The following is a 24716-nucleotide window of genomic DNA, read 5'->3' on the forward strand; positions in this document are numbered from 1 at the left end:
ATTACAAGGGGCCAACCCCATGCAGTTGATCGAACATTCCGATTCCCCACGCTACGTGCGCTTGCACGAAGCCGACAATGTGGTAGTCGTGGTCAATGACCAGGGCGTTGCCGAGGGCAGTGTATTCCCGGACGGCCTGGTGACCGTCGAAGGCGTGCCGCAAAGCCATAAAGTGGCGCTGGTCGATATACCCGAGGGTGGCGAAGTGCGCCGCTACGGGCAGATCATCGGCTACGCCCTGGAGCCGCTGCGCCGTGGCAGCTGGGTGAAGGAAACCCAGCTGGCCATGCCATCGGCGCCGCCACTGGACAGCCTGCCCATGTCCGATGCCGTGCCGGCGCCATTGCCGCCCTTGGATGGATATACCTTCGAAGGCTATCGCAACGCGGACGGTACTGTCGGCACGCGAAACATCCTTGGCATCACCACCACCGTGCAGTGCGTGACCGGTGTGCTCGATCACGCTGTGAAGCGCATCCGTGAAGAGTTGCTGCCGCGCTACCCCAACGTGGACGACGTGGTGGCGCTCACCCACAGCTATGGCTGCGGCGTGGCGATCAACGCCCGCGATGCCTACATCCCCATCCGTACGGTGCGCAACCTGGCGCGTAACCCGAACCTGGGAGGCGAAGCGCTGGTGATCAGCCTGGGCTGCGAGAAATTGCAGGCCGGGCAGGTGATGCATGAGAACGACCCGTCGGTAGACCTGAGCGAGCCTTGGCTGTATCGCTTGCAGGACGCCAGCCACGGCTTTGGCGAAATGATCGAGCAGATCATGGCGCTGGCCGAAACCCGCTTGCAGAAGCTCGACCTGCGCCGCCGCGAAACCGTACCGGCCTCCGAGCTGATCCTGGGCATGCAGTGTGGTGGCAGCGATGCGTTTTCGGGCATCACCGCCAACCCCGCGCTGGGTTACGCCTCTGACCTGCTGATACGTGCGGGCGCCACCGTGATGTTCTCGGAAGTGACCGAGGTACGGGATGCGATCTACATGCTGACCTCGCGCGCCGAGACCCAGGACGTGGCTCAGGCACTCGTGCGCGAAATGGACTGGTACGACAACTACCTCGACCGCGGCGCGGCGGACCGCAGCGCTAACACTACGCCTGGCAACAAGAAGGGCGGGCTGTCGAACATCGTCGAAAAATCCCTGGGCTCAATCGTCAAATCCGGCAGCTCTGCCATCAATGGCGTGGTAGGGCCAGGCGAACGCGTAACCGGCAAAGGCTTGATCTACTGCGCCACGCCGGCCAGCGACTTCGTGTGCGGCACCTTGCAACTGGCTGCGGGCATGAACCTTCACGTGTTCACCACTGGCCGCGGCACGCCCTACGGGCTGGCGATGGCACCGGTGGTGAAAGTGTCCACCCGCACCGAGCTGGCCCAGCGCTGGCCGGACCTGATCGACGTGGACGCCGGCCGTGTCGCAACTGGGCGTGCCACCATCGAGGAGCTGGGCTGGGAGCTGTTCCACTACTACCTGGATGTGGCCAGCGGGCGCAAGCAAACCTGGGCCGAGCGGCACAAGCTGCATAACGACATCGTGCTGTTCAACCCCGCGCCTATCACCTGATACGCGCGATCACGGCCGCTCGCGGGAACCTTCCCCGTGAGTGGCCGTCGCCTTGCTTTTGCCTTGGCGCATCGGCAAGGTACGGGTTTCGCCGTCGGGATCCACGTACCGCCATGACCGCCAGTTCTACCTTTGCCACCGCCTCGGTGGGCCGTCCACAGCGTATCTCAACGCGTGTCGCATTCTTCATCGCGGGTTTCGTGATGGCCGCCTGGGCGCCCATGGTGCCGCTGGCCAAGGCCCGCGCCGGGCTGGATGACGGCACCCTCGGGCTGCTGTTGCTTGGCCTGGGAGGCGGGTCGATTCTGGCCATGCCCTTCGCCGGTTACCTCACGGCACATCGCGGTTGCCGCTGGACCATCGTGCTGGCGGCGCTGCTGCTGTGCGCGCTGTTGCCACTGCTGGCCATCGCGCCCTCTGCCGCCACGCTCGCCATTGCCCTGGCGCTGTTTGGTGCCACCATGGGTACCCTCGATTGCGCCATGAACATTCAGGCCGTGCTTGTCGAAAAGGCCAGTGATGAAGCCGTGATGTCCGGCTTCCATGGCATGTACAGCGTGGGCGGGATCGCTGGCGCGGCCGGTATGACGGCCTTGCTGAGCACCGGCCTCGGGCCTTTCCCGGCCACGCTGGTTGTGGTCGCGGTGGTGCTGGTGGGGCTGTGGTATGCGGCGGGTTCGCTGCTGCCTGAGGGTACCGAGCGTGATGGCCCGCTGTTCGCTGTGCCCCGCGGGATTGTGCTGTTTCTCGGCGTGCTGTGCTTTATCGTGTTTCTCACCGAAGGCGCTGTATTGGACTGGAGCGCGGTGTTTCTAGTGTCCTCGCGGCAAATGGAGCCGTCTCTCGCGGGCCTTGGGTATGCCGCCTTTGCCGCCACCATGACCATCGGCCGACTCACCGGCGATGCCTGGGTGAACCGGCTCGGGGGTATGCGCGTGGTGTTGCTGGGCGGTGCTTGCGCGGCCGCAGGGCTCGCCGTGGCACTGCTGTTGCCGGGCTGGCCCGCAGCCCTGGTGGGCTTCGCGCTGGTAGGGGCGGGCTGCTCGAACATCGTACCGGTGTTGTTTTCCGCTGTGGGCCGCCAGCGCCGTATGCCGCAAAGTGCGGCCATTCCGGCGATGGTCTCGTTGGGCTATGCGGGCATTTTGTTGGGCCCGGCGGCCATCGGCTTCATTGCTCACTGGGCTAACCTGTCCTGGGCGCTGGCCAGCCTGATCGTGTTGTTACTGTTCGTGAGCGCCAGCGCGCGCTACCTCAAGGCGTAATCCATCACACCCTGCGGAGGATGACCCATGCACCTGGAAGGTTCCTGTCACTGCGGCGCCGTACACTTCAGCCTCGACAGCCCGCACCCGTATCCCTATCAGCGCTGCTACTGCTCGATCTGCCGCAAGACACAGGGCGGGGGCGGCTATGCGATCAACCTGGGCGGTGATGCCAATACCCTGAAAGTAGACGGCGAGGATTCGATCAGCGTGTACCACGCCCGCATGCCCGATGGCTCGCGGAGCACGGCAGAGCGGCACTTCTGCAAACACTGTGGGTCCGGCTTGTGGTTGTTCAGCCCAGAGTGGCCTGAGCTGGTCCACCCGTTTGCCAGCGCCATCGACACCGAGTTGCCGACGCCGCCAGAGCATACGCATTTGCTCCTGAACTCGAAGGCCAGTTGGGTAGAAGTGCAAGGCGGGGCCGAAGACAAGCGTTTTGAGGAATACCCGGAGGAATCCATCGCGGACTGGCACCAGCGCCTCAAACTCGAGCAGTGATCAGCCCAGGCTGCGCCATTGCCGCGGGCTTACCCCATGCCAACGGCGGAAGGCGCGGGAGAATGCGCTGGTTTCCGAGTACCCGAGAAGCCCGGCAAGCTGTGTGACCGAGGTAATGCCTTCGCGCAGGTAACGCTGCGCCAACCGCTGGCGAACCTGTTCCACCATCTGCGTGAAGCAACAGCCGTGTTCGCGCAGGCGGCGCTGCAAGGCCGTGGGGCCGAGATTCACTGCCATTGCCACCGCCTCAAGGCTGGGCTCGCCGCTTCCAAGCTGGTCGGTGATCACGGCTTCCACGCGCAGGGGCAGATCACCTTCCGTGGGATCGCCACTGAGCTGGCGGATCGCGTCTTTCACCAACATCAAAAGGATGGGATCGCTGCCGGGCATTACCCGCCCGGCGATGTCGGCTTTGGGAATCAATAAGCCGTTGCAGGGTTGATCGAAGCGCACCTGCGCACCAAATACCTGCCGATGCTGTTCGCCACTATCGAGCCGGCTGTGTTCGAACAGCACCCCGCGTGGGTGCCACTGATCCCCCAGCACGTGACGCACCAGGTTCATGGCCATGCCCATGGTCAACTCGGCATCGTGGCGCCTTTCGCGAATAGAGGCGTGGCGGATCTGGTAGTCGAAGCGATAGCACTCACCGGCATCCACCAACTGAATCAGCGTGTTGTGCTGGTGAAACGGGAACGCTTCGGCGAAGTTCACCAAGGCAGCTTCCAGTGTGGGTGAGCACAGCCCGACGTAGCCCAGCAGGCCCAACGCCTGGGGCTTGAACTGTTCACCGTAGCGCAGGCCAAAGTGCTCACATCCGGTTTGCCGCGCGGCTTCTTCCAGAACCTGGCAGTAGTTGGGCAAGGCCAGGCTGAGGGTTGGGTGCGCGAGTTGCTCGGGGTTGATGCCGGCGTGGCCGAACACTCGGTCCAGGTCGCCGCCGTGGTCGGTAATGAACGCATCAAGGCCACTGGCTGCCGCCGACAGCACGCCGTGGTGGTGCCGTGGGCCGGAGGATGAGGGGGCTAGATAGGCGTGAGTACGCGTCACGGTCAGTTACCTGCGAGGGCTATATCGCTTGAGCAAGCAAAAGCCATTCCCGCCGGAGCCGCCGTTAGGTACCGGTATCGGCGCCAGCCTGGTGCAACACCCTTCAAGTCGCCCAATGGCGGGGCGTCAAGATGAATTTGACCGCAGGCGCTTCGGGTTCGACCTCTGCGGTCAAGTTTTGCCGGCAGCAGGTGGCTAAGCTCGAGAAAAGCCATTTGCGGCCAACACTGGAAGGTGACTGATGAGCGCGAACACACTCAAACCCACCCTGGGCACCTTGCACCTTTGGGGCATTGCCGTGGGGCTGGTGATCTCCGGCGAATACTTCGGCTGGAGCTATGGCTGGGGTACCGCCGGAACACTGGGCTTCCTCGTGACCACGTTGATGGTGGCAGTGATGTACACCTGCTTTATCTTCAGCTTTACCGAACTCACCACTGCGATCCCCAATGCGGGTGGGCCGTTTGCCTACAGCCTGCGGGCGTTTGGTGTTACGGGCGGTACCATTGCGGGGCTGGCCACGCTGATCGAGTTCGTGTTCGCACCTCCGGCCATTGCCATGGCCATTGGGGCCTACCTCAACGTTCAATTTCCTGGGCTGGAACCTAAGTGGGCGGCCGTCGGCGCCTACGTGGTGTTCATGACTCTCAATATTCTGGGGGTGAGCATCGCGGCCACCTTTGAACTGGTGGTGACCGTGCTGGCCGTCGCCGAACTGCTCGTATTCATGGGTGTGGTGGCGCCAGGCTTCAGCTTCGCCAACTTCGCCCTCGGCGGTTGGGCCGGCGAGAACACCTTCAGCACTGGCGCGCTTGCGGGCATTTTTGCCGCCATTCCCTTCGCCATCTGGTTCTTCCTTGCCATCGAAGGCGCTGCCATGGCAGCCGAAGAAGCCAAAGACCCCAAGCGCACGATTCCCAAGGCCTATATCGCCGGCATCCTGACCCTGGTGGTGCTGGCGATTGGCGTGATGGTGTTTGCCGGCGGCGTAGGCGACTGGCGTGCACTGAGCAACATCAATGACCCGCTACCCCAAGCCATGAAAGCGGTAGTGGGCAACGACAGCAACTGGATGCACATGCTGGTGTGGATCGGCCTGTTCGGTCTCGTGGCCAGCTTCCACGGGATCATCCTGGGCTACTCCCGGCAATTCTTTGCACTGGCCCGGGCCGGCTTCCTGCCACCGTCGCTGGCCCGGCTGTCCCGCTTCCAGACGCCGCATCGCGCTATCCTTGCAGGCGGCGTGGTAGGGATCGCGGCGATCTTCAGCGATGGCTTGATCAACTTGCAGGGCATGAGCCTTACCGCAGCGATGATCACCATGTCGGTATTCGGGGCTATCGTGATGTACATCGTGAGCATGCTCAGCCTGTTCAAGCTGCGTCGCAGCGAGCCAGGCCTTGAACGCAGCTTCCGTGCGCCAGGCTACCCCGTGGTGCCGGGCATCGCGTTGGTGCTGGCGGTGGTGTGCCTGATCGCGATGATCTGGTTCAACTTCCAGGTGGGCCTGGTGTTCCTCGCGCTCATGGTGCTGGGGGCGATCTTCTGCAAGCTGGTGCGCAACCGCACCCCCAACCTGACCGTCGCGGTCACCGAGGGCTGACACATGGGGCAGTACAGCCAGACCATCGGCAGCCTGAGCTGGCACTTCGAAGACCTGCGGACATTGCTGGCCAAGGCAAGCCCTGCACGCTCCGGCGATGCCCTGGCTGGCATCGCGGCGGCCAGCGATGCGGAGCGCGCTGCGGCGCAGATGGCATTGGCGGAGGTGCCACTGACGCGCTTTCTCGAAGAGGCGGTGATCCCGTACGAAAGCGACGAGGTCACCCGTTTGATCATCGACGGCCACAACGCCGAAGCCTTCGCGCCGGTTCGCCACCTCACGGTAGGTGGCTTCCGGGACTGGCTGCTGAGCGAGGCGGCCAGCGGCCCGGTACTGTCCGCGCTGGCACCTGGGCTTACGCCAGAGATGGCGGCGGCGGTGTCCAAGCTGATGCGGGTGCAGGACCTTATTCTGGTAGCGCGCAAGCTGCGCGTGGTCACGGCCTTCCGCGGCACCCTGGGGTTGCCCGGCCGTATGTCTACCCGGCTGCAGCCCAACCACCCCACGGACGACCCCGCCGGCATTGCCGCCAGCCTGCTCGACGGGCTGCTATACGGCAACGGCGATGCGATGTTCGGGATCAATCCGGCCAGCGATAGCCTGCCAGCGATCATCGAGCTGCTGAAGATGCTCGACGGCGTCATTCAAAGATACGAGATCCCCACCCAGGCCTGTGTGCTCACCCATGTCACATCGTCGATCGCCGCCATCGAACGCGGCGCGCCGTTGGACCTGGTGTTCCAGTCCATCGCCGGCACCGAGGCCGCCAATGCCAGCTTCGGCGTTAGCCTGAATGTGCTCCAGGAGGGGTACGAAGCCGGGCTGAGCCTGAAGCGCGGCACTTTGGGGCAGAACCTCATGTATTTCGAAACCGGGCAGGGCAGCGCGCTGTCGGCCAACGCGCACCACGGCGTGGACCAGCAGACCTGCGAGGCCCGGGCCTACGCGGTGGCGCGGCGGTTCGACCCGTTTCTGGTGAACACCGTCGTAGGGTTCATCGGCCCGGAATACCTCTACAGTGGCAAGCAAATCATCCGCGCGGGCCTTGAAGACCATTTCTGCGGCAAGTTGCTGGGCGTACCCATGGGCTGTGACATCTGCTACACCAACCATGCCGAAGCCGACCAGGACGACATGGACACCTTGCTGACCCTGCTGGGCACCGCCGGCGTGAACTTCATCATGGGCATCCCCGGCTCGGACGACGTGATGCTCAACTACCAGACCACCTCGTTCCATGACGCGCTGTATGTGCGCCAGGTTCTGGGGCTGCGGCCCGCGCCGGAGTTCGAGGCCTGGCTGGCCCGCACTGGTATTCTTCAGCAGCAGGGCGGGCACGTGCGCCTGGGCGCCGATCTGCCCGTGGCGTTCGCCGGTGCGCTGGCCCACATTCGATAAGCGCTGTTGGATAAGGAAGTGGTATGAGTGACGAACCCCGCACCCCCGCCCAGGCCGATCCGTGGCAGGCCCTGCGCTCGCTGACCCCGGCGAGGATTGCCCTGGGGCGGGCCGGCACCAGCCTGCCGACGTCGGCGCAACTGGATTTTCAGTTCGCCCACGCGCAGGCCCGGGATGCCGTGCATGTACCGCTGGACGTAACCGCGCTGACAGCCGATCTGGCAAGAGAAGGGCTGCAGGTGCTCAGGGCCCATAGCGCCGCCAGTGACCGGCTCGTTTACCTGCAGCGCCCCGACCTGGGCCGCCAGCTCGATGCAAGCAGTGCGCCCAGCCTGGATACCTTGGCGGCCACGAGCGGGCAGGGCTTCGATCTGTCGGTGGTGATCGCCGATGGCCTGTCCTCGCTGGCCGTGCAGCGCCATGCCGCGCCGATGGTGGGCCGCATTGCCGCACTGGCGAAGGAAGAGGGTTGGCGTATGGCACCGCTCGTTGTGGTCGAGCAGGGCCGTGTGGCGGTCGCCGATGAAGTGGCGCAACGGCTGGGCGCACGCATGGTGGTTAACCTGATCGGCGAGCGCCCTGGCTTGAGCTCGCCTGACAGCCTGGGGCTGTACTTTACCTTTGCCCCGCGGGTGGGGCTTACCGATGCGGCGCGCAACTGCATTTCGAATGTACGGCCGCAAGGGCTGAGCTATGCGACAGCCGCACACAAACTGGCCTATTTGATGCGCGAAGCCTGCAAGCGCCAGCTCTCCGGCGTAAGCCTCAAGGATGAGGCCGAGGTACCGGTAGTCGGCACCAACACGGACCAGGGCCCAGGTAACTTTTTGCTGGCGCCGACACGGCCAGACGGGCCATAGGAGCCTTGTGGGAGGCGGCGGGTTTCAGCCCCGATACCGAGCCTCGATCACTTGCCACAGCCTTGCATCGGTGAAGTCGTCGATTACAAGGTCCGCGCCGGCAGCGAGCAGGGCGGCTTCGCTTTGGCTGGTGGCCAGGCCCACCGTGAACAGGCCGGCGGCCTTGGCGGCGGTCAGGCCCGGGATCGAATCTTCAAAGGCCAGGGCTTGCTCGCTGCTGGCGCCAAGGCGCTCCAGCCCAGTGAGGTAGGGCAGCGGGTCAGGTTTGGCGCGAGACAGCTCTTCAGCGACCACCACGCTGGCGAACGCCTGCTGCAAGCCAAGTGCGGCCAGCATGTGGTCGGCGTTGGCCCGTGGTGCGTTGGTCACCACTACTCGTCCCACTGAGTGTTCCTGGGCCCACGCCAGTAAATCCTCCAGGCCGGCGATGGGTTCCAGGGTTTGGGACAATGCTCGGAATCGGGCTTCCTTTCGATCCGCAAAGGCGCGGTGGGCTTCGATGCTGCGCCCCGGGAATAACAGGGCGCACAGCTCCGGGTTCGCACGGCCGCTGCACAGTGCTTCGAACTCTTCTTCCGTGAAAGGGCGAGCATCTTCTTCCCAAAGCAGCTGTTGAATGGCTATCAGGTGAAGCTTGTCTGTGTCGGTCAGGGTTCCATCGAGATCGAACAGCAGGGCAGTGAGCATGAGCGCATCCAGGGCGAGAAAAGCGCGAGGGTAGCAGGCTCTGGCCGGCAGGCTCAAACTTGCAGGCGCTTACGGCGCTTTGTCACCGGTCGGCGGGTGGCGGTTGAAGCCAAACGCGACTGTATGTATAACCAGCGCCAAGGCGACCTGGACACTGTGGCGTGACTCCCCTCGACAATCCCCTGTATTACCTTCACAACTTCGAGCAGGCACTTGCCTGGCTACGCCTGCGGTACGCAGACGTGTTCGATAGCGAAGAACAGCACTTTGTAGATACATTTCAAGGGTTGCCTCAGGCCGCGCGGTGCCTGCTGGTGCGGCTGATCATGCGCAAGGGCGAGCGGTTTCGCCGGGGCAAGCTGGTGTATAGCGAGATCGGCGATCCGGCAGCGGCGGCACAGCCGTTGCTGGCCCTGGGTTGGCTGGTGGCAGAAGTGCCCCTGGAGCTTGCGGACCTGTTTGCGTTGTTCGGCAAGCCGGAGTTGCGCCAGTGCTTTGCCACCCATCCACTGCCTTCGGCCGGGCGCAAGGATGAGTGGTTCGACGTTCTAGCCCCGCTTCACGACCGAAAGGCGCCATTGCGTGAGTGGTGGCCAGCCTGCGAGGAAGAAGTGTGGGCATTGGCCATCCGGCCACTGTGCGAGCGATTGCGCATGCTGTTCTTCGGCAACTTGCGCCAGGATTGGTCCCAGTTCGTATTGGTGGAGCTGGGTATTCAGCGCTTCGAACAGGTGGACTTCCCTTTGAGCTCCCGGGCCATCCGCCACCGGGACGATCTGCAGATCGCGCTAGGCCTGGCAAAGTGCGCCCAGGCCCTGGAGGAGGGCATGGATACCCAGGTGTTGCTGCAGGCCATGCAAGCGCTTGGCTCGGACAACCCCTGGCTGGCGAGCCGCCGGCAGAAGCTACTGTTCCGCCTGGGCCAACGCTGCGAGCGTGCCGCCGAATGGGACCTCGCGGCGAGCCTGTACGCGCAGTGCGCCTGGCCAGGCGCCCGGCTACGCAGGATGCGGGTACTGGAGCGCACCGGGCAATTTGCCGAGGCGCTGGCCCTTGCGAACCTTGCCAGCCAGGCGCCGGAAAGCCCTGCCGAAGTACAAGGCCTGGAGCGGCTGCTACCGCGAGTACGCCGTGCGCTGGGTGAAGCGGTGAAAGTGCGTCGCAGCGCCGCCACTATCGAGCGCTTGGACCTGTGCCTTCCTCGGCACGCCAGCGTAGAGCGCGCTGTGTGTGAAGCGTTGTTGGCCGCAGACGCCCCGGTGGCCTACGTGGAAAACACGCTGTTCAACGGGTTATTTGGCTTGCTGTGCTGGCCCGCGTTGTTTGCGCCGGTGCCTGGGGCTTTTTTCCACCCTTTCCAGGCCGGGCCGCTGGACTTGCACCAGCCCGACTTCGCCCAGCGCCGCGCAGCCTTGTTCGAGCGCTGCCTGGCAGAACTGGAGACCGGCGAGTACCGGGTTACCGTGCTTGAGCGGTTCAAAGACAAATACGGCCTGGCCAACCCATTCGTTCACTGGGGCGCCATGGATAAAGCATTGCTGGAAATGGCTTTGGCGTGTATTGCGCCCGCTCATTTGCGTGCCTGCTTCGAACGCCTGCTGCAAGACCCGAAAGCCAATCGCACGGGCATGCCTGACCTCATCCAGTTTTACCCGGCCAGTGGCAGCTACCGGATGGTTGAAGTCAAAGGCCCGGGTGACCGCTTGCAAGACAACCAGCTGCGTTGGATAGCCTTCTGCCAAACCCATGGCCTGCCTGTTAGCGTGTGCCATGTGCGCTGGGAAGCCCATGCCCACAGCCCTGAGCCGGCATGAACCAGGCCGTCGCGGTGCGCGCCCTGTGCGAGTTCACCGCCCGCGAGGGCGACCTGGATTTGCGCTTCACCCCATCCCCCAGCGCGCTCGAAGGCATCGTCGGGCATCAGCGGGTTGGTGAGCGGCGCGGCCCTGATTACCGCAGCGAGGTGCCACTGGCTGGTAGCCACCTGGGCCTGCGTGTGCGTGGCCGTGCCGACGGGTTCGACCCTGTGCGCCAGTGCCTGGAGGAGATCAAGACCCACCGGGGCGATCTGACCCGCCAGCCCGCCAACCACCGGGCGCTGCACTGGGCTCAGGCCAAGGTGTACGCCGCGTTGATGTGCGCCAGCGAAGGCCTGGCTTCGCTGAAGGTGGCCCTGGTGTACTGGCATGTGGACCTGGAGCGCGAAACACGCTTTGAAGTGGAATTGGCCGCCGAAGCGCTACAGGCGTTTTTCCAGCAGCAGTGCGAAGCCTACCTGGCCTGGGCCGCGAGCGAAGAAGTGCACGGTGCCGCACGCAACGCTGCGCTGGAACACCTCACATTCCCCTATGCTGTGATGCGCCCTGGTCAGCGTCATCTGGCGGAAACCGTTTACAAGGCTGCCAGCACTGGCCGCTGTGTGCTTGCCCAGGCGCCAACGGGTATCGGCAAAACCCTGGGCACCTTGTTTCCTCTGCTCAAGGCAATGCCGCGGCAGGGGCTGCAGCGGATTTTCTTCCTCACCGCCAAAACCCCGGGGCGCAAGCTGGCCCTGGATGCCCTTCGCCAATTGTATCCCGCCCGTGGCGCCGCCCAGCCGGTTCGCGTGCTGGAACTGATCGCCCGGGAAAAAGCCTGCGAGTACCCCGGCACCGCTTGCCATGGCGATGCCTGCCCGCTGGCAAAGGGTTTTTACGACCGTTTGTCTGGCGCCCGCGTCGCTGCTGCCGAGCGCAGCCTGCTCGACCGCGAAGCCCTGCGAGAGCTGGCTCTGGCCCATCAGGTATGCCCGTATTATCTGAGCCAGGAAATGGCCCGCTGGGCGGACGTGATCATTGGCGACTACAACTACTATTTCGATCTCAGCGGCTGGTTGTTTGCGTTGGCTCAGGCTCAGGAATGGAAGTACGCGGTGCTGGTGGACGAGGCGCATAATCTGGTGGACCGCGCGCGAAGCATGTATAGCGCGAGCCTGGACCAGCGAGTGCTGGCAACGTTGAAAGAAACGCCCCTCGCAGGTACCAGTGGCGCCCTGCGCACTTTGAGCCAGCACTGGGCCGCGCTCGCCAAGGGGCAGGTCGAGGGGTACCACAGCTTGCCAGGCGTGCCGGGGCAGTGGTTGCTGGCGCTGCAGCGCTGCATGAGCCTGATCGGCGAACGGCTGAACCTGGAGCCCACCGCAGTGCCGCCGGCCTGGCTGGACTTCTATTTCCAGGCGCTGCAGTTCTCTCGCATCGCCGAGCTGTTCAGTGACGCTTATGTGTGTGATCTGGAAGTTTACCCGGTGAAGAAGCGACTGCGCGCCCGGCTCAACCTGCGCAATGTGGTGCCCGCGCCCTTGTTGGCCCCCCGATTCACCAGTGCGCGTAGCTGTGTGTTGTTCTCGGCCACCCTCAACCCCGCGCACTATTTCGCCGACCTCCTGGGCCTGCCCAGCGGGTGGGCGTGGCTGGAGGTCGCGTCACCCTTTAATGCCGGCCAGCTACAGGTGCGCTTGGCGGCCGAGGTGTCCACGCGGTACGCCGACCGTCAGCAGTCACTGGCCAACGTTGCGAAGATCATCGCCGAGCAATACCACGCCCGGCCAGGCAATTACCTGGCCTTCTTCAGCAGCTTTGATTACCTCAATCAAGTGGTTGAACGGCTGGGCCAGGACTATCCTTCAGTACCGCTGCGCTGTCAGCACCGGGGCATGGACGAACAGGATCGCCAGGCGTTTATCGAAGGCTTCGAGGCCAGCGGCCGTGGGGTGGGGTTTGCAGTACTCGGCGGGGCATTCGGCGAGGGTATCGACCTGCCCGGCGCACGCCTGATCGGTGCCTTCGTGGCCACGCTCGGGCTCGCGCAGGTGAACCCGGTGAATGAAAGCTTCAAGCGGCGCATGCAAGCGCGGTTCGGCAATGGGCACGATTACGTTTACCTCTATCCGGGGCTGCACAAGGTAGTGCAGGCTGCGGGCAGGGTAATACGCAGCGAAGCGGACCAAGGCACCATCGTGCTTATCGACGACCGCTACGCGCAGCCCAGGGTGCAGCGCTTGTTACCGGGTTGGTGGCCAACGGCCCAGCCGATCCAGGGCTAGCCGCGCGGGGGATCATTCCCGTCGCAAGGCGGTCGAATCGTCAGTAAACTGTCACTGTTTGATACCTATTCGAGGTTTTGCATGACGCACAGTCCGCTAGCGGGCAAGCCGGCACCGGCCGAATTGCTGATCGATATTCCAAGCCTGGTAACCGCCTACTTCTCCAGGAAGCCAGACGCTTCGGTCGCCACTCACCGCGTGGCCTTCGGTACCTCCGGGCACCGTGGCAGTTCCTTCGACAACAGCTTCAATGAAGATCACGTGTTGGCGATCAGCCAGGCCATTTGCTTGTACCGCAAGGCCAAGGGTATCGACGGGCCGCTGTTCATGGGCATTGATACCCATGCGCTGTCGACTCCCGCCGGGATCAGCGCGCTGGAGGTGTTCGCCGCGAACGGTGTGGACGTCATGCTCGCTACCGATGACGAATACACACCCACCCCGGCGCTGTCCCACGCCATCATCTGCTACAACCGCGGCCGCACGTCAGGCCTGGCGGACGGGGTGGTAATCACGCCGTCCCATAACCCGCCGCAAAGCGGTGGCTTCAAATACAACCCACCCAACGGCGGCCCTGCGGACAGCGACGTTACCAAGTGGATCGAGGCCAAGGCCAATGAGTTGCTGGAGGGCAAGCTTGCCGATGTCCAGCGCATGCCATACGAGCGCGCGCTACAGGCAGCCACTACCCACCGTCACGACTTTCTCAATACTTACGTGGCAGACCTCGAGAACGTTATCGATTTCGAAGTAATACGAGGTGCCGGGCTGAAATTGGGTGTGGACCCGCTAGGCGGCGCCGGCGTGCGCTACTGGCCTGCCATCGCCGAGCGCTACAAGCTGGACCTGGACGTGGTCAATCGCTTCACCGACCCCACGTTCCGCTTCATGAGCATGGACTGGGACGGCCAGATTCGCATGGACCCGTCCTCCCGCGACGCCATGCAGGGGCTGATCGGGCTGAAGGATCGCTACGACGTGGCCTTTGCCTGCGATCCCGACCACGATCGCCACGGCATTGTCACCCGCAGCGGTGGCCTGATGGCTCCGAACAACTACCTGGCGGTATCCATCGACTACCTGTTCCGTAACCGGCCGCAATGGCGCGCCGACGCGGCCGTAGGCAAAACCGTGGTCAGCAGCGGGTTGATCGATCGCGTCGCTTCACGGCTGCAGCGCACCCTGTACGAAGTGCCGGTAGGTTTCAAATACTTCGCGGCCGGGCTGTTCGAGGGCTCGCTGGGCTTTGGCGGCGAGGAAAGCGCGGGTGCATCCTTCCTGCGCCGCGATGGCAGCGTGTGGACCACCGACAAGGATGGCTTGATCCCGGGACTGCTGGCGGCAGAGATGACGGCGCGCCTGGGCAAGAACCCGCATCAGCTGTACCTGGAAATGATTGCCGACCTAGGCGAGCCCTTCGCGACGCGCGTGGATGCCAAGGCCGACCCCCGGCAGAAGGCCGCGTTGGGCAAGCTGTCGCCAGAGCAGATCACTTCGACTACCCTGGCGGGGGAGCCAGTGGAGCGCATCCTCAGCAATGCGCCCGGCAACGACCAGGCAATCGGCGGCCTTAAGGTGATGACGGCCAACGGTTGGTTCGCCGCCAGGCCGTCGGGCACCGAAGACATCTACAAGATTTACGCCGAGAGCTTCACCAGCGAAACACACTTGAAGCAGTTGGTGAGTGAAGCACAGCAGTTGGTAGATAGCGCGATCAGCGCCTGATACCGCCGTGATAACCCGGCTTCGGTCGGGTTATTTTTTGCTTCAAGCATACCGTATAAAGATTCTAGATATATCCTGTAAGCCACTGATAAATAAGACTACTATCGCGTGTTCTCGAAATTACATGAAGTTTTGCGGCGTTGGTTTCCCCGGTGGTTGGGCGTAGCCCAAGCACCGTCGGCGCTGCGACAAAAGCCTGCTTCGGCTCCTCGCCGCATCCGCAAGGCGCCCCTGCCGAAAGCCCCCACGCCGAAGCAACCCGGGGGTGAAGGGCCTTTGTTGTTCGCGGATCGGCCACTGAATATCACGCCAGCTATACGCAAGCGCATGAGGGCCGACGTGGCCCGCTTGATAGCGCCACAGGCTCAGCCCACAGCCGCGCAATGGAAGATGATTTTCAGCGGGGCAATCACCACCTGTGTGGTGGCGGGTGCCGGGTCAGGAAAATCCAGCTCACTGGCCTTGAGAATCATGCTGCTGACTCAGTACCTCGGTGTGCCCCTCAGCGATATCAGCGTTGTAACGTTTACGCGTGCATCGCGGGCGGATTTCGCCGAGCGGCTGGTGCGGCTGTTCAAGTTGTGGGGGCAGGCACTCAGCATGGCCGATGCATATGCGCGGGTGACTACCTTCCATGCGATGGCACTGGCATGGGCCAGGACAATGCCGGGGTTTGCGCAGCTTCGAGCCTTCGAAAGCCTGGGTGAGGGGGAAGGCGCGGGCGACGCCTTCCAGCTGAAGGTGAACCCGGCTCAGCGTGACCAGCTCAACGCGTGCTTTCAGCGTTTGGTGGAAACGGACAACGAATTTGCATCAATCATACAGGCGCTTCAGCTGAGGGCTAGCCGAATGGCGCCGCTTCCCGAGGCTCATCCCGAAGTGCAACGGCGCTTGGCGGCATTGGTTCCCGCCGCCGAACGTGACGCTGTGCTATGTGACCTTATCGAAGCCCATTGGCGTGAAGCCGGTCACTGGCCGCTGCCAGGTGTCTCGGCGATGCGTAGTGAGCACAGGATTCATGGCCAGCTATTTCTGTGTCACGGCTATAACGAAGCCCAGGAGGCTTGGGTGATGCTGGGTGCCGACCCGAGCATAGGCGATGCGAGCCGCCCCGGGGCACGCCTGCCTCTGCGGGCGGAATGGGCTGTAAAGCGCACATTATTTCAAGCTTTCTTCGGTAAGCCATTGATTTGGATAGATTCATTTGCTGAAGTTAATGTTGATTCTGAAGTGCTGCATGGGGCTGGTATCGACTACAAGCTCAGCGGCGAAAACAGTGCTCAACCCTTGCTCGACGCCTTCGTTGCAATGGCTGGTTTTATAGAAAATCTAGGGCTGGAAGTCCCCACTGCCGCCGCGTCATTGGAAAACGGCGAGGACGGATTGTTCTTCCAGGCCCTGAGGCGTTATTGGCCGGCGCTGGAGAAGCAGCTGTTAGGGCTGACGCCGCCGGTGCTTAGCTATAACCGCATGTTTGCGATTTTCAGCGCCCCTCAAGGCAGTGCGCTGAGCCGCCTCCCAGAGGCGAAGCTCCACGCCATACGCCATCTGCTGGTAGACGAGTTCCAGGACATCTCGCCGCAGATTGCCCGGTGGTTGCAAGCTGGGCTGGCGGAACGGCTGCGCCGGGACGCGGCTACCAGCGCCACCCTGATGTGTGTAGGGGATGACTGGCAGTCCATTTATGGTTGGCGGGGTAGCTCTCCGGAGTTCTTCATGCGCTTCGAGCAGGCGTTTCCATCCCCGGATATTCGGCGGCTGATGCTCAAAGAAAACTTTAGAAGTAACCGTCAAGTTATTGAAGCAGCAGAGTTTCTGGTGAAAGGTATTGAAGCAATACCGGGCAAGAATGCCGTAGCGGCAGGTGCCCAGCTCGACAACGGGAGTGCCTCAGGCGTGCATATACATGCCAGAAACGACGACACCATTGCCCGCGTCGCCCAGGAGGCGCTGGATACGGGCGCGACGGTATTGCTGCTGTACCGCCAGGCCAGCGATGACCCTCGAAAGGCGCCTGCGGTTCAGGCGTTGCTGCAAGCCCAGGCGAAACTTGCTGCTCAAGCGCGGCGACTGCGTTGCATGACAATCCACGCATCCAAGGGGCTGGAGGCACAAGTAGTACTGCTGATCGGGGATTGCACGGCGCGGCCTGCGGCCCCGGCGCGCAACAAGTTGTATACGTTGGCGGGGCTAGGTCGTAAGGGGGCTGCGGCGCCTTACGATCACGCTCAGGCTGAAGAAGCGTTGCGCCTGGCTTATGTTGGCATTACCCGAGCAGCGAGGGCCGTGCACTGGTTTCTCGACCCCACTGCGGCTGCCCGCGCCCCGGGAGGCGCCGCTGCCCGCGCCACACGCGCAAGGGAGCTGTTTCAGCCCGAGAAAGCGACCGACGCGTAAGCAGTGGGATCACCCGCAGGCGCATAGCGACTGGGGTGGGATAAACGTCTCGAGTTCGGTTTCGACAGCCTCGATCATGCGCTCCACATCGGTGGCGTTCATCACCGTGGCGCAAGGAATCCCAGCAATGGCGATCAGCGTTTCGCCTGTGCTGCGATCGAACAGGCGGGCGACCATACTGCTCGGGGCGTCCATGTTGCCCTCGAAGCCCAGCGGATGAAAATGCCAGCGCATGACTTGGCAGGCATTGGGAAAGGTCATCTTGTTCATGGTGCGTACCTCTGCATCATGCAATATCCATTTGCCGAAGTCGCAATTGAGTCGGGCAGTTGGCCGGTTCAAGAAACATAGCATCGCCATGCTTGCTCTGCGGATTTTTTTCTGTACGAAGTGGCACTTTTTCCAATTATGTTGATCCCTGTCACGCTCGCCGCTGAACAGTGCTGACAAGGCTCCCGGACTTGTACCGTTTCAGCTTAAAGTTTCGATAGTCCACTTCAGTTTCCCTTGTCCCACGCCGATAGCTTCGACAAGGCGGCGCTTCGCGACCTGCCTTCCGTCACGCGGCAGGTCGCTGCGGTCAATCGAGAAACGCCATGGCCACAAGAAGCCTCACCATCGCCCCCCGTGCCTTTATCGGCTTCGCTTTCATCGCCTGCCTGCTCATCGGGCTGGGCGCATTCGCCGTGGACCGTATGGCGGTGATCCGGGGGGCTGCGTCGGACATGGAACAGAACGAACTGCCCAGCATCGGCTATATCGGCGACTTGATGGAAAACGTGTTGCGCCTGCGCATTACGTCTTTCCGCGTATTGGTAAACCGCGAGCCCGCCGCATTGGCCGAGACGGGCACTCGCATTGCGTCGCTGATGGACAAGGTGGCCGAAGCCCGCAAGCAGTATTCACTGATGCCCAAGGGCGAGCGGGAGGCAGCGGTGTTCCGGGAGTTCGAGGCTACGTTGACCGATTACCTCGATGCCCAGCAAAGCATGCTCGCCTTGTCGCGGGACAACCGGCTGGAAGAGTTGCGCACGCTGATCAATGGCCGCATCAAAGCGGGCACCGACAAGATGGGCGATCAACTGCGCGATCTGGTGACCATCAATAAACAGGATGCGGTCACTGCCAGTACTGCCGCCGGCGCGCAATATCATCAGGCGATCTGGACGGTGATCATTATTGCTGCGGTCGCCTGTTTGCTTACCGTGGTACTCGCGCTTTGGCTTACTCGCAGCATCGTCGCCCCGTTGGCGCACGCCGTACGTATTGCCGACGGCATTGCCGGGGGAAACCTGGGGCAGACAATCGACACCACGGGCAACGACGAGCCGGCACGCGTGATGGGGGCGCTGGCCCGCATGCAGTCGAGCTTGCGCAACACCATTGAGGAGATTGCCGGTTCGGCCACGCGCCTGGCCGCCGCAGCCACACAGTTGACCGCGACCACGGCTGAAGCCAACCGGGGCCTTGGGCGCCAGCACGATGAGATCGAGCAAGCAGCCACGGCAGTGAACGAGATGACGGCAGCGGTGGAAGAGGTGGCGCGCAACGCCGTTTCCACCTCCGAAGCGTCGGAAGATTCCAGCCGGATCGCCGATCAGGGGCGAGATCGCGTGAGCGAGACGGTCCAGGCCATCCAGGCCATGACCGGCGAGGTTGAATCCACGGCCCGCCTGGTAGAGGGGTTGGCTGCGCAGGGGCGTGACATCGGGCAGGTGTTGGACGTCATCCGTGCTATCGCCGAACAGACCAACCTGCTGGCACTCAACGCGGCCATCGAAGCGGCGAGGGCGGGCGAAGCGGGCCGTGGCTTTGCGGTGGTGGCTGATGAAGTGCGCGCACTGGCGCACCGCACTCAGCAATCCACCCGCGAAATCGAACAGATGGTCGCCGGAATTCAGACCGGCACCGGTAATGCCGTGAGCGCCATGCAGTCGAGCACACAGCGCAGCCAGCACACGTTGGAGAAGGCTCGCGAAGCTGGTGCCGCGCTTGGGCAGATCACCTCCGCTATCGCTCAGATCAACGAGCGTAACCAGGTTATCGCCAGTGCTTCGGCCGAGCAGGCGCAGGTGGCACGGGAAGTGGACCGCAACCTGGTCAACATTCGGGACCTGGCCAGTACCACGGCCAATGGCGCGCGGCAGACGTCACTTGCCACCGAGGACTTGTCGCGCCTGGCCGAGGCCTTGAACGGGCTGGTAGCGCGTTTTCGCACCTGATGCGGCCGTTGCACCGTACCTGCCTTGCACCCGGACCTAAAGTGCCCGGGTGACTCGAATGTCTTTCAGGCTGTTGGCATGTTCCTGCCCATGGATGGCCAGCAGCGCGGCAAGGGCCTCTTCGGGGGTGCCTTGTTCGAGCTGCGCAAAGTCCCAGCGGCGCTGGCCGTCGAGGGTGTAGTGAATGACATAACGGGTCACGGACAAACCTCAGCTGAAGGAAGAAGGCGAACGGCGGATCAGTTTGATCGAGTGCTTGAACGGCGCTTTTTTCGCGGCGGCATTCAGCTTGCTCCCTGCGGTGTCCAGCGTGATGTTCCAGTAGCCGGTGCTGGGCACGGTGATGCGGGCAGGGAAGCGGTCGAACTCGCCACCGTGATAGGTGTGGCGCGCGCCGTTCTTGAAGGCGCGAAAGTTGGCATCGCTCATCAGCCGGATATTGCAGCGCTGGGAACACTCGATCACGACCACGTCGTCCTCGTTCAGGTGTTCACGCTGGTGTACGAATTTCATGCTGGCTCCAGGTATCGGCAAGGCGCGAACCATAGCACGCCGGCCGCACGCCCCCCAAGCACGGCGCCGCGAACGTTCCTGAGCGGCCACGGTCCTAGCTTCTTTTTGTGGAGGTACACATGAAGGTAGCCGGGCTGTTGCTGGCCGTTCTCTCACTCGGTGGCTGCGCCACGGTTGCAGAGATCGAGAACACGCACGAAACCATGGACGTGATGTCGGGCAAGGACCCTCAAGCCTTTACCGAGTGCCTGGCCCGCAAGCTTGCGGCCACGCGTGGCCCGGCTACGCTGGTGAAGAACGGAAGCGGCTACAAGGTTATCGTGCCGCGCAAGCTGTCTTCAGGGCCTGCGGCAGTGGTGGATGTGCAGGAGCGCTCTGGCGGCAGCACAATCAAGGTTCATGAACGGTTGTCGAATCTCCCGCTACGCTTCAAGGACGTGCAGGCATCCGTTACCGAATGCATCTCCGGATGATTCGGGCACAGCGAAGCGGAACTTACACGTAAGGTTTTTTTCTATTAGTGCAGCAGCCGCTCGAGGCGCCCATTGTAAGCCTCGATGCGCGTGATTAGACTGCGCCGAACCTGTACGTAACGCCCTAAGAATCAAGGACACTTCATGATCAAGAAATGCTTGTTCCCGGCAGCCGGCTACGGTACCCGCTTCTTGCCGGCTACCAAGGCCATGCCCAAGGAAATGCTGCCAGTGGTCAACAAGCCGCTGATCCAGTATGGCGTCGAAGAAGCGCTGGAAGCAGGTTTGAACGGTATTGCGATCGTTACCGGGCGTGGCAAGCGGGCACTCGAAGACCACTTCGATATCAGCTATGAGCTGGAAAACCAGATCCGCAACACCGACAAGGAAAAATATCTGGTCGGTATTCGCAAGCTGCTGGATGAGTGCACCTTCTCGTACACCCGCCAGATCGAAATGAAAGGCCTGGGCCATGCCATTCTCAGCGGTCAGCCGCTGATCGGCGATGAACCCTTTGCCGTGGTACTGGCCGATGACCTTTGTGTAAACCCGGAAGGCGACGGCGTGCTTCAGCAGATGGTGAAGCTGTACAACCAGTTCCGTTGCTCGATCGTGGCGATCCAGGAAGTCGATCCTCAGGAGACCAGCAAATACGGTGTGATTGCGGGCGAGATGATCCGTGACGACATCTACCGGGTCAACAGCATGGTCGAGAAGCCCAAGCCAGAGGACGCCCCGTCGAACCTGGCGATCATCGGCCGCTACATTCTTACCCCGGACATCTTCGACCTGATCAAGAACACCGAGCCCGGCAAGGGTGGCGAGATCCAGATCACCGACGCGCTGATGAAGCAGGCGCAGAACGGCTGTGTGCTGGCCTACAAGTTCAAGGGCGAGCGCTTCGACTGCGGTAGCGCCGAGGGTTACATCGACGCCACCAACTACTGCTTCGAGAACTTCTACAAGAAAGGCCAGTTGTAACCGACAACCGGTTAGACTCGAACGCCGCCATTTCCAGTAAATGGCGGCGTTTTCGTATGAGGAGTTTTCATGGCTTACGATTTTGACCTCTTTGTTATTGGCGCAGGCTCCGGTGGCGTGCGTGCTGCCCGTTTCAGCGCAGGGTTCGGCGCCAAGGTAGCCGTGGCGGAAAGCCGTTACCTGGGGGGCACCTGCGTAAACGTAGGGTGCGTGCCGAAAAAGCTGTTCGTGTATGGCGCGCACTTTCATGAGGATTTTCAAACCTCCCAGGGCTTTGGCTGGGCACCCGGCACGCCATCCTTCAATTGGCCAACGTTGATCGCCAATAAAAACCGGGAGATCGAGCGCCTCAACGGCATCTATCGCAGCCTGCTGGGCAACAGCGGGGTAACAGTGATCGATGGACATGCGCGGATTCTCGATCCACATACAGTGGAAGTGGCCGGTACTCGCTACAGTTGTGAGCGCATTCTCATTGCCACGGGCGGTTGGCCCTCAATCCCCGAGATTCCCGGGCGCGAATACGCTATCAGTTCCAATGAAGCCTTCTTCCTCGAGCAGTTGCCCAAGCGGGTGATTGTGGTTGGCGGGGGTTATATCGCGGTCGAGTTCGCGGGCATCTTCCACGGCCTGGGCGCGCAAACCACCCAGCTTTATCGTGGTGACCTCTTCCTCAGAGGGTTTGATGACGGCGTGCGCAAACACCTCGCCGGGGAACTGACCAAGAAGGGCCTGGACCTGCGCTTCAATACGGACATCGCGCGTATCGACAAAGATGGCGAGGTATTGACGGCCACCCTCAAGAGCGGAGAGGTACTCGAGGCCGATTGCATACTATATGCGACAGGCCGGCGCCCGATGCTGGACAACCTGGGGCTGGAAAACACAGGCGTGCGGCTCGACGACAAGGGTTTCATTGCAGTGGACGATTATTATCAAACTACGGAGCCGTCGATCATCGCGCTCGGTGATGTGATCGGCCGCGTGCAGCTCACGCCGGTGGCCCTGGCAGAGGGCACGGCCGTGGCGCGTCGCCTGTTCAAGCCTGAGCAATACCGCCCGGTGGATTATGCACACATTCCTACCGCAGTGTTCAGCCAACCCAGTATCGGCACCGTTGGCATGACCGAAGCCCAGGCACGGGAAGCGGGCCACAGCGTGCGAATATTTGAAAGCACCTTCCGCCCCATGAAACTGACGCTGACTGACATTCCCGAGCGGGTGTACATGAAGCTGGTGGTCGACAGTTCGTCTGACAAAGTGCTCGGCTGCCATATGGTTGGGCCCGAGGCGGGCGAAATCATCCAGGGCCTGGGCATTGCCTTGAAGGCCGGGGCGACCAAGACCATGTTCGATGACACCATCGGCGTGCATCCGACGTCTGCGGAAGAATTCGTGACCATGCGAACTGCGGTCGGTGAGTAATCTGGCCGTTACCCCGGCGCAAGCGTAGGTACCGAATCGGGGTTCAAGCCCAGTTTGTCCAGCGCTGACCGGCGCTGTCGGCTGATGGTTTTCTCGCTGCGCTTCAATTGCGCGGCGGTCTCCCGGCCCGTGTACCCCGCGGCGATCAGGCGCATGACTTCCCGCTCCCGAGGCGTAAGCGCCTGATGGTTTTCCTGGCCCCAGTGATATCGGGTGAGGTAATGCCGCTCAAGGACGATTTCCAGGCTTGGGCTCACGCAAAGCCTGCCTTGTGCAGCCTGGTAGAGGATGCGAGGCAGCTGGCTGCTGCATTCCCGTTTGTCGTACAAACCCGTTGCCCCGGCTGCCAGGCTGGCCGCCAACACGGCAGGCTGCTGCGAAGCGGTCATTACCACCAGGGTGGTCTGCGGGAAGGTCGTACGCAACCGTGCCAGCAACTCACGCCCCGACGGCCCACGTTCGGGCGGCATGTACCAATCGACCAGTGCAAGGTCGCAGTCTCTACCGCGAAGGCTTCGTAGCAACGCTTGCCCTCCCTCCACAGCATCGGCGATGACGAAGCGGCTGCGTGGAGCGTTTTCGAGCAGCCGCCGCAGGCCATACAGCACGGCAGGATGATCATCTGCGATCATGATAGTGAGGGCCATGGCCGGTCCTTTGAATAAGAAGGTAGAGGTTTCACTAGAGGTCTATCAGGTTGTGCTCCAGAGCGAGCAGAACCGCAACATGGCGAGACTTCACCCCGAACTTGCGGCGAATATTGCAGAAATGGAAGTTGATAGCCGACTCACCGCAGCCCAGTATTCGTGAAATTTCCCACGAGGATTTGCCCCGCGCACTCCACTCCAATGCAGCCACTTCCCTTTTGGTCAGATAAATCGGCTCGGCATGTTGCGCGCGACCGTTGAGGCTGGTGTACGACATCACGATGCTCCCTGGTGAACATGTAAGGCTCGTAAGAGTGGAAGCGCGGTGACTTCAAGGGTTTCCTGCGCTGTCCACTGTTCGATACCTTAATGCGCTTGGTGAGCAAGCCGTGTAGGAAAAGGCGATGAAAGAATGCTGAATATTCAACGGGTTAACCCAAGGGGTGAAAGCCGCAGCTGGGTGCATGGTGGAGGGAAAAAGATCGTACAGGGAGCAGCGCGACATTTTCGGATCCGTTTTGAAAGCAGCTTTACGGACCGCCGGTAGTGTTATACAAAGCTCCGCTGCTGCGTTTTCGTATGGCCCCCGTGCTGGCCATAGCCAAAACCAATGGCCAGCATGTGTATTGCCAATGAGCATGCTAACGATTTCGTAGCTAGGATTGCTCCAGTCAGATTTACCTACCCAGGAGATTCACCGATGCCCATCATCAACAGCCAGATCAAACCCTTCAAAGCCCAGGCTTTCCACAACGGCAAATTCGTTGAAGTGAGCGAAGCGGACCTGAAAGGCAAGTGGTCTGTGGTGTTTTTCTACCCAGCTGACTTCACCTTCGTGTGCCCAACCGAGTTGGGCGACCTGGCCGATACGTACGCTGAGTTCCAGAAGCTGGGCGTTGAAATCTACAGCGTTTCGACCGACACCCACTTCACTCACAAAGCCTGGCACGACACCTCGGAAACGATCCAGAAGATCCAGTATCCGATGATCGCCGACCCGACTCACGTGATCTCCCGCAACTTCGACGTGCTGATCGAAGACGCAGGCATCGCTGACCGCGGTACCTTCGTGATCAACCCGGAAGGCCAGATCAAAGTCGTCGAAATCACCGACGGCGGTATCGGCCGCGACGCGCTGGAACTGCTGCGCAAGGTCAAGGCTGCTCAGTACATCGCCGCTCACCCGGGTGAAGTCTGCCCAGCCAAGTGGCAAGAAGGCGAGGCCACCCTGGCTCCGTCCCTCGACCTGATCGGCAAGATCTAAGATCGTGACCCGGTCTGCGGCGGTGAGCCGCCTTTCTTAAGCGACACCACC

The 24716-nt window shown here is 62.1% G+C and carries 22 protein-coding genes and 1 pseudogene; 16 read left to right on the plus strand and 7 right to left on the minus strand.

The window, feature by feature from the left end:
* Positions 1 to 19: 19 nt before the first annotated feature.
* The 3 genes from garD to LG385_RS09070 all read left to right on the plus strand — a co-directional run bounded on the left by garD (position 20) and on the right by LG385_RS09070 (position 3339).
* Positions 20 to 1573, plus strand: a complete 1554-nt coding sequence (garD, locus tag LG385_RS09060) for a galactarate dehydratase (RefSeq protein WP_181111962.1) — start codon at positions 20 to 22, stop codon at positions 1571 to 1573.
* A gap of 113 nt (positions 1574 to 1686) precedes the next feature.
* A complete protein-coding gene (locus tag LG385_RS09065; RefSeq protein ID WP_225773988.1) occupies positions 1687 to 2838 on the plus strand; it encodes an MFS transporter in 1152 nt (383 codons plus the stop codon).
* 27 nt (positions 2839 to 2865) lie between these two features.
* Entirely contained in the window at positions 2866 to 3339 is a 474-nt protein-coding gene (locus LG385_RS09070) for a GFA family protein (RefSeq protein ID WP_225773989.1), read from the plus strand.
* Here the strand turns inward: LG385_RS09070 and LG385_RS09075 are convergent, their stop codons facing one another.
* Complete coding sequence (locus LG385_RS09075; protein WP_225773990.1) at positions 3340 to 4389, minus strand: AraC family transcriptional regulator; 1050 nt, start codon at positions 4387 to 4389, stop codon at positions 3340 to 3342.
* 241 nt (positions 4390 to 4630) lie between these two features.
* Between LG385_RS09075 and eat the strand changes: the two genes are divergently transcribed.
* From eat to eutC, 3 genes are read left to right on the plus strand one after another with little or no spacing between them, the layout of a single operon-like run.
* The gene (gene eat / locus LG385_RS09080) at positions 4631 to 5992 is read left to right on the plus strand and encodes an ethanolamine permease (protein WP_225773991.1); all 1362 of its coding nucleotides are present in this window, start codon (positions 4631 to 4633) and stop codon (positions 5990 to 5992) included.
* A 3-nt stretch (positions 5993 to 5995) separates the two neighbouring features.
* Positions 5996 to 7390 carry an ethanolamine ammonia-lyase subunit EutB gene (locus tag LG385_RS09085; RefSeq protein WP_225773992.1) on the plus strand — a complete coding sequence of 465 codons (1395 nt, stop codon included), beginning with the start codon at positions 5996 to 5998 and terminating at the stop codon, positions 7388 to 7390.
* 23 nt (positions 7391 to 7413) lie between these two features.
* Positions 7414 to 8250, plus strand: a complete 837-nt coding sequence (gene eutC, locus LG385_RS09090; protein ID WP_225773993.1) for an ethanolamine ammonia-lyase subunit EutC — start codon at positions 7414 to 7416, stop codon at positions 8248 to 8250.
* Between the two features lie 24 nt (positions 8251 to 8274).
* Here the strand turns inward: eutC and LG385_RS09095 are convergent, their stop codons facing one another.
* Positions 8275 to 8937 (minus strand): HAD family hydrolase, encoded by a 663-nt coding sequence (locus LG385_RS09095; protein WP_225773994.1) that lies wholly within the window; start codon positions 8935 to 8937, stop codon positions 8275 to 8277.
* Between the two features lie 161 nt (positions 8938 to 9098).
* Between LG385_RS09095 and LG385_RS09100 the strand changes: the two genes are divergently transcribed.
* From LG385_RS09100 to LG385_RS09115, 4 genes are all read left to right on the plus strand, one after another.
* A complete protein-coding gene (locus LG385_RS09100) occupies positions 9099 to 10751 on the plus strand; it encodes a VRR-NUC domain-containing protein (RefSeq protein ID WP_225773995.1) in 1653 nt (550 codons plus the stop codon).
* Positions 10748 to 13018 carry an ATP-dependent DNA helicase gene (locus LG385_RS09105; RefSeq protein WP_225773996.1) on the plus strand — a complete coding sequence of 757 codons (2271 nt, stop codon included), beginning with the start codon at positions 10748 to 10750 and terminating at the stop codon, positions 13016 to 13018. Before LG385_RS09100 ends, LG385_RS09105 begins: the two co-directional genes overlap by 4 nt.
* 81 nt (positions 13019 to 13099) lie before the next feature.
* Positions 13100 to 14743, plus strand: a complete 1644-nt coding sequence (gene pgm, locus LG385_RS09110) for a phosphoglucomutase (alpha-D-glucose-1,6-bisphosphate-dependent) (protein ID WP_225773997.1) — start codon at positions 13100 to 13102, stop codon at positions 14741 to 14743.
* Positions 14744 to 15166: 423 nt separating this feature from the next.
* Positions 15167 to 17140 carry a UvrD-helicase domain-containing protein gene (locus LG385_RS09115; protein WP_225776203.1) on the plus strand — a complete coding sequence of 658 codons (1974 nt, stop codon included), beginning with the start codon at positions 15167 to 15169 and terminating at the stop codon, positions 17138 to 17140.
* A gap of 9 nt (positions 17141 to 17149) precedes the next feature.
* Here LG385_RS09115 and LG385_RS09120 read toward each other — a convergent pair whose 3' ends face one another.
* Positions 17150 to 17410 carry a DUF1652 domain-containing protein gene (locus tag LG385_RS09120; protein WP_181111973.1) on the minus strand — a complete coding sequence of 87 codons (261 nt, stop codon included), beginning with the start codon at positions 17408 to 17410 and terminating at the stop codon, positions 17150 to 17152.
* 326 nt (positions 17411 to 17736) lie between these two features.
* On the opposite strand from LG385_RS09120, the pseudogene LG385_RS25690 reads away from it, so the two are divergent.
* Positions 17737 to 18279, plus strand: a pseudogene (locus LG385_RS25690) (MCP four helix bundle domain-containing protein); the annotation flags it as partial.
* A 378-nt stretch (positions 18280 to 18657) separates the two neighbouring features.
* Positions 18658 to 19362, plus strand: coding sequence for a methyl-accepting chemotaxis protein (locus tag LG385_RS25695; protein ID WP_413247366.1), 705 nt, complete (start codon positions 18658 to 18660; stop codon positions 19360 to 19362).
* Between the two features lie 36 nt (positions 19363 to 19398).
* Here the strand turns inward: LG385_RS25695 and LG385_RS09130 are convergent, their stop codons facing one another.
* Both LG385_RS09130 and LG385_RS09135 read right to left on the minus strand, forming a co-directional pair.
* Positions 19399 to 19563, minus strand: coding sequence for a hypothetical protein (locus LG385_RS09130; protein WP_225776309.1), 165 nt, complete (start codon positions 19561 to 19563; stop codon positions 19399 to 19401).
* Between the two features lie 9 nt (positions 19564 to 19572).
* A complete protein-coding gene (locus tag LG385_RS09135) occupies positions 19573 to 19875 on the minus strand; it encodes a DUF1883 domain-containing protein (protein ID WP_181111975.1) in 303 nt (100 codons plus the stop codon).
* A gap of 119 nt (positions 19876 to 19994) precedes the next feature.
* Between LG385_RS09135 and LG385_RS09140 the strand changes: the two genes are divergently transcribed.
* The 3 genes from LG385_RS09140 (at position 19995) to gorA (ending at position 22754) form a co-directional block, all read left to right on the plus strand.
* Positions 19995 to 20348, plus strand: coding sequence for a hypothetical protein (locus LG385_RS09140; protein ID WP_181111976.1), 354 nt, complete (start codon positions 19995 to 19997; stop codon positions 20346 to 20348).
* A gap of 144 nt (positions 20349 to 20492) precedes the next feature.
* Positions 20493 to 21329 carry a UTP--glucose-1-phosphate uridylyltransferase GalU gene (gene galU / locus LG385_RS09145; RefSeq protein WP_181111977.1) on the plus strand — a complete coding sequence of 279 codons (837 nt, stop codon included), beginning with the start codon at positions 20493 to 20495 and terminating at the stop codon, positions 21327 to 21329.
* Positions 21330 to 21398: 69 nt separating this feature from the next.
* Positions 21399 to 22754 carry a glutathione-disulfide reductase gene (gorA, locus tag LG385_RS09150; RefSeq protein WP_225773999.1) on the plus strand — a complete coding sequence of 452 codons (1356 nt, stop codon included), beginning with the start codon at positions 21399 to 21401 and terminating at the stop codon, positions 22752 to 22754.
* A gap of 8 nt (positions 22755 to 22762) precedes the next feature.
* Here the strand turns inward: gorA and LG385_RS09155 are convergent, their stop codons facing one another.
* Positions 22763 to 23401 carry a response regulator transcription factor gene (locus tag LG385_RS09155; RefSeq protein WP_225774000.1) on the minus strand — a complete coding sequence of 213 codons (639 nt, stop codon included), beginning with the start codon at positions 23399 to 23401 and terminating at the stop codon, positions 22763 to 22765.
* A gap of 34 nt (positions 23402 to 23435) precedes the next feature.
* Positions 23436 to 23678 carry a LuxR family transcriptional regulator gene (locus tag LG385_RS09160; protein ID WP_318781389.1) on the minus strand — a complete coding sequence of 81 codons (243 nt, stop codon included), beginning with the start codon at positions 23676 to 23678 and terminating at the stop codon, positions 23436 to 23438.
* Positions 23679 to 24101: 423 nt separating this feature from the next.
* Here LG385_RS09160 and ahpC point away from each other — a divergent pair, with 423 nt between their 5' ends.
* On the plus strand, positions 24102 to 24665 hold the full coding sequence (gene ahpC, locus LG385_RS09165; protein WP_181111981.1) for an alkyl hydroperoxide reductase subunit C: 564 nt from the start codon (positions 24102 to 24104) through the stop codon (positions 24663 to 24665).
* Positions 24666 to 24716: the final 51 nt, after the last annotated feature.

The organism is Pseudomonas sp. Marseille-Q5115, from assembly GCF_916618905.1.
In the GTDB taxonomy this organism is placed as follows: domain Bacteria; phylum Pseudomonadota; class Gammaproteobacteria; order Pseudomonadales; family Pseudomonadaceae; genus Aquipseudomonas; species Aquipseudomonas japonica_A.

Coding starts and splice junctions, on each gene's coding strand:
- garD (WP_181111962.1), top strand. CDS start 20: ATGCAGTTGATCGAACATTCCGATTCCCCACGCTACGTGCGCTTGCAC.
- LG385_RS09140 (WP_181111976.1), top strand. CDS start 19,995: ATGAAGGTAGCCGGGCTGTTGCTGGCCGTTCTCTCACTCGGTGGCTGC.
- ahpC (WP_181111981.1), top strand. CDS start 24,102: ATGCCCATCATCAACAGCCAGATCAAACCCTTCAAAGCCCAGGCTTTC.
- LG385_RS09085 (WP_225773992.1), top strand. CDS start 5,996: ATGGGGCAGTACAGCCAGACCATCGGCAGCCTGAGCTGGCACTTCGAA.
- LG385_RS09160 (WP_318781389.1), bottom strand. CDS start 23,678: ATGTCGTACACCAGCCTCAACGGTCGCGCGCAACATGCCGAGCCGATT.
- LG385_RS09155 (WP_225774000.1), bottom strand. CDS start 23,401: ATGGCCCTCACTATCATGATCGCAGATGATCATCCTGCCGTGCTGTAT.
- LG385_RS09065 (WP_225773988.1), top strand. CDS start 1,687: ATGACCGCCAGTTCTACCTTTGCCACCGCCTCGGTGGGCCGTCCACAG.
- LG385_RS09070 (WP_225773989.1), top strand. CDS start 2,866: ATGCACCTGGAAGGTTCCTGTCACTGCGGCGCCGTACACTTCAGCCTC.
- gorA (WP_225773999.1), top strand. CDS start 21,399: ATGGCTTACGATTTTGACCTCTTTGTTATTGGCGCAGGCTCCGGTGGC.
- LG385_RS09120 (WP_181111973.1), bottom strand. CDS start 17,410: ATGAACAAGATGACCTTTCCCAATGCCTGCCAAGTCATGCGCTGGCAT.
- eutC (WP_225773993.1), top strand. CDS start 7,414: ATGAGTGACGAACCCCGCACCCCCGCCCAGGCCGATCCGTGGCAGGCC.
- pgm (WP_225773997.1), top strand. CDS start 13,100: ATGACGCACAGTCCGCTAGCGGGCAAGCCGGCACCGGCCGAATTGCTG.
- LG385_RS25695 (WP_413247366.1), top strand. CDS start 18,658: ATGACGGCAGCGGTGGAAGAGGTGGCGCGCAACGCCGTTTCCACCTCC.
- LG385_RS09095 (WP_225773994.1), bottom strand. CDS start 8,937: ATGCTCACTGCCCTGCTGTTCGATCTCGATGGAACCCTGACCGACACA.
- eat (WP_225773991.1), top strand. CDS start 4,631: ATGAGCGCGAACACACTCAAACCCACCCTGGGCACCTTGCACCTTTGG.
- LG385_RS09105 (WP_225773996.1), top strand. CDS start 10,748: ATGAACCAGGCCGTCGCGGTGCGCGCCCTGTGCGAGTTCACCGCCCGC.
- LG385_RS09135 (WP_181111975.1), bottom strand. CDS start 19,875: ATGAAATTCGTACACCAGCGTGAACACCTGAACGAGGACGACGTGGTC.
- galU (WP_181111977.1), top strand. CDS start 20,493: ATGATCAAGAAATGCTTGTTCCCGGCAGCCGGCTACGGTACCCGCTTC.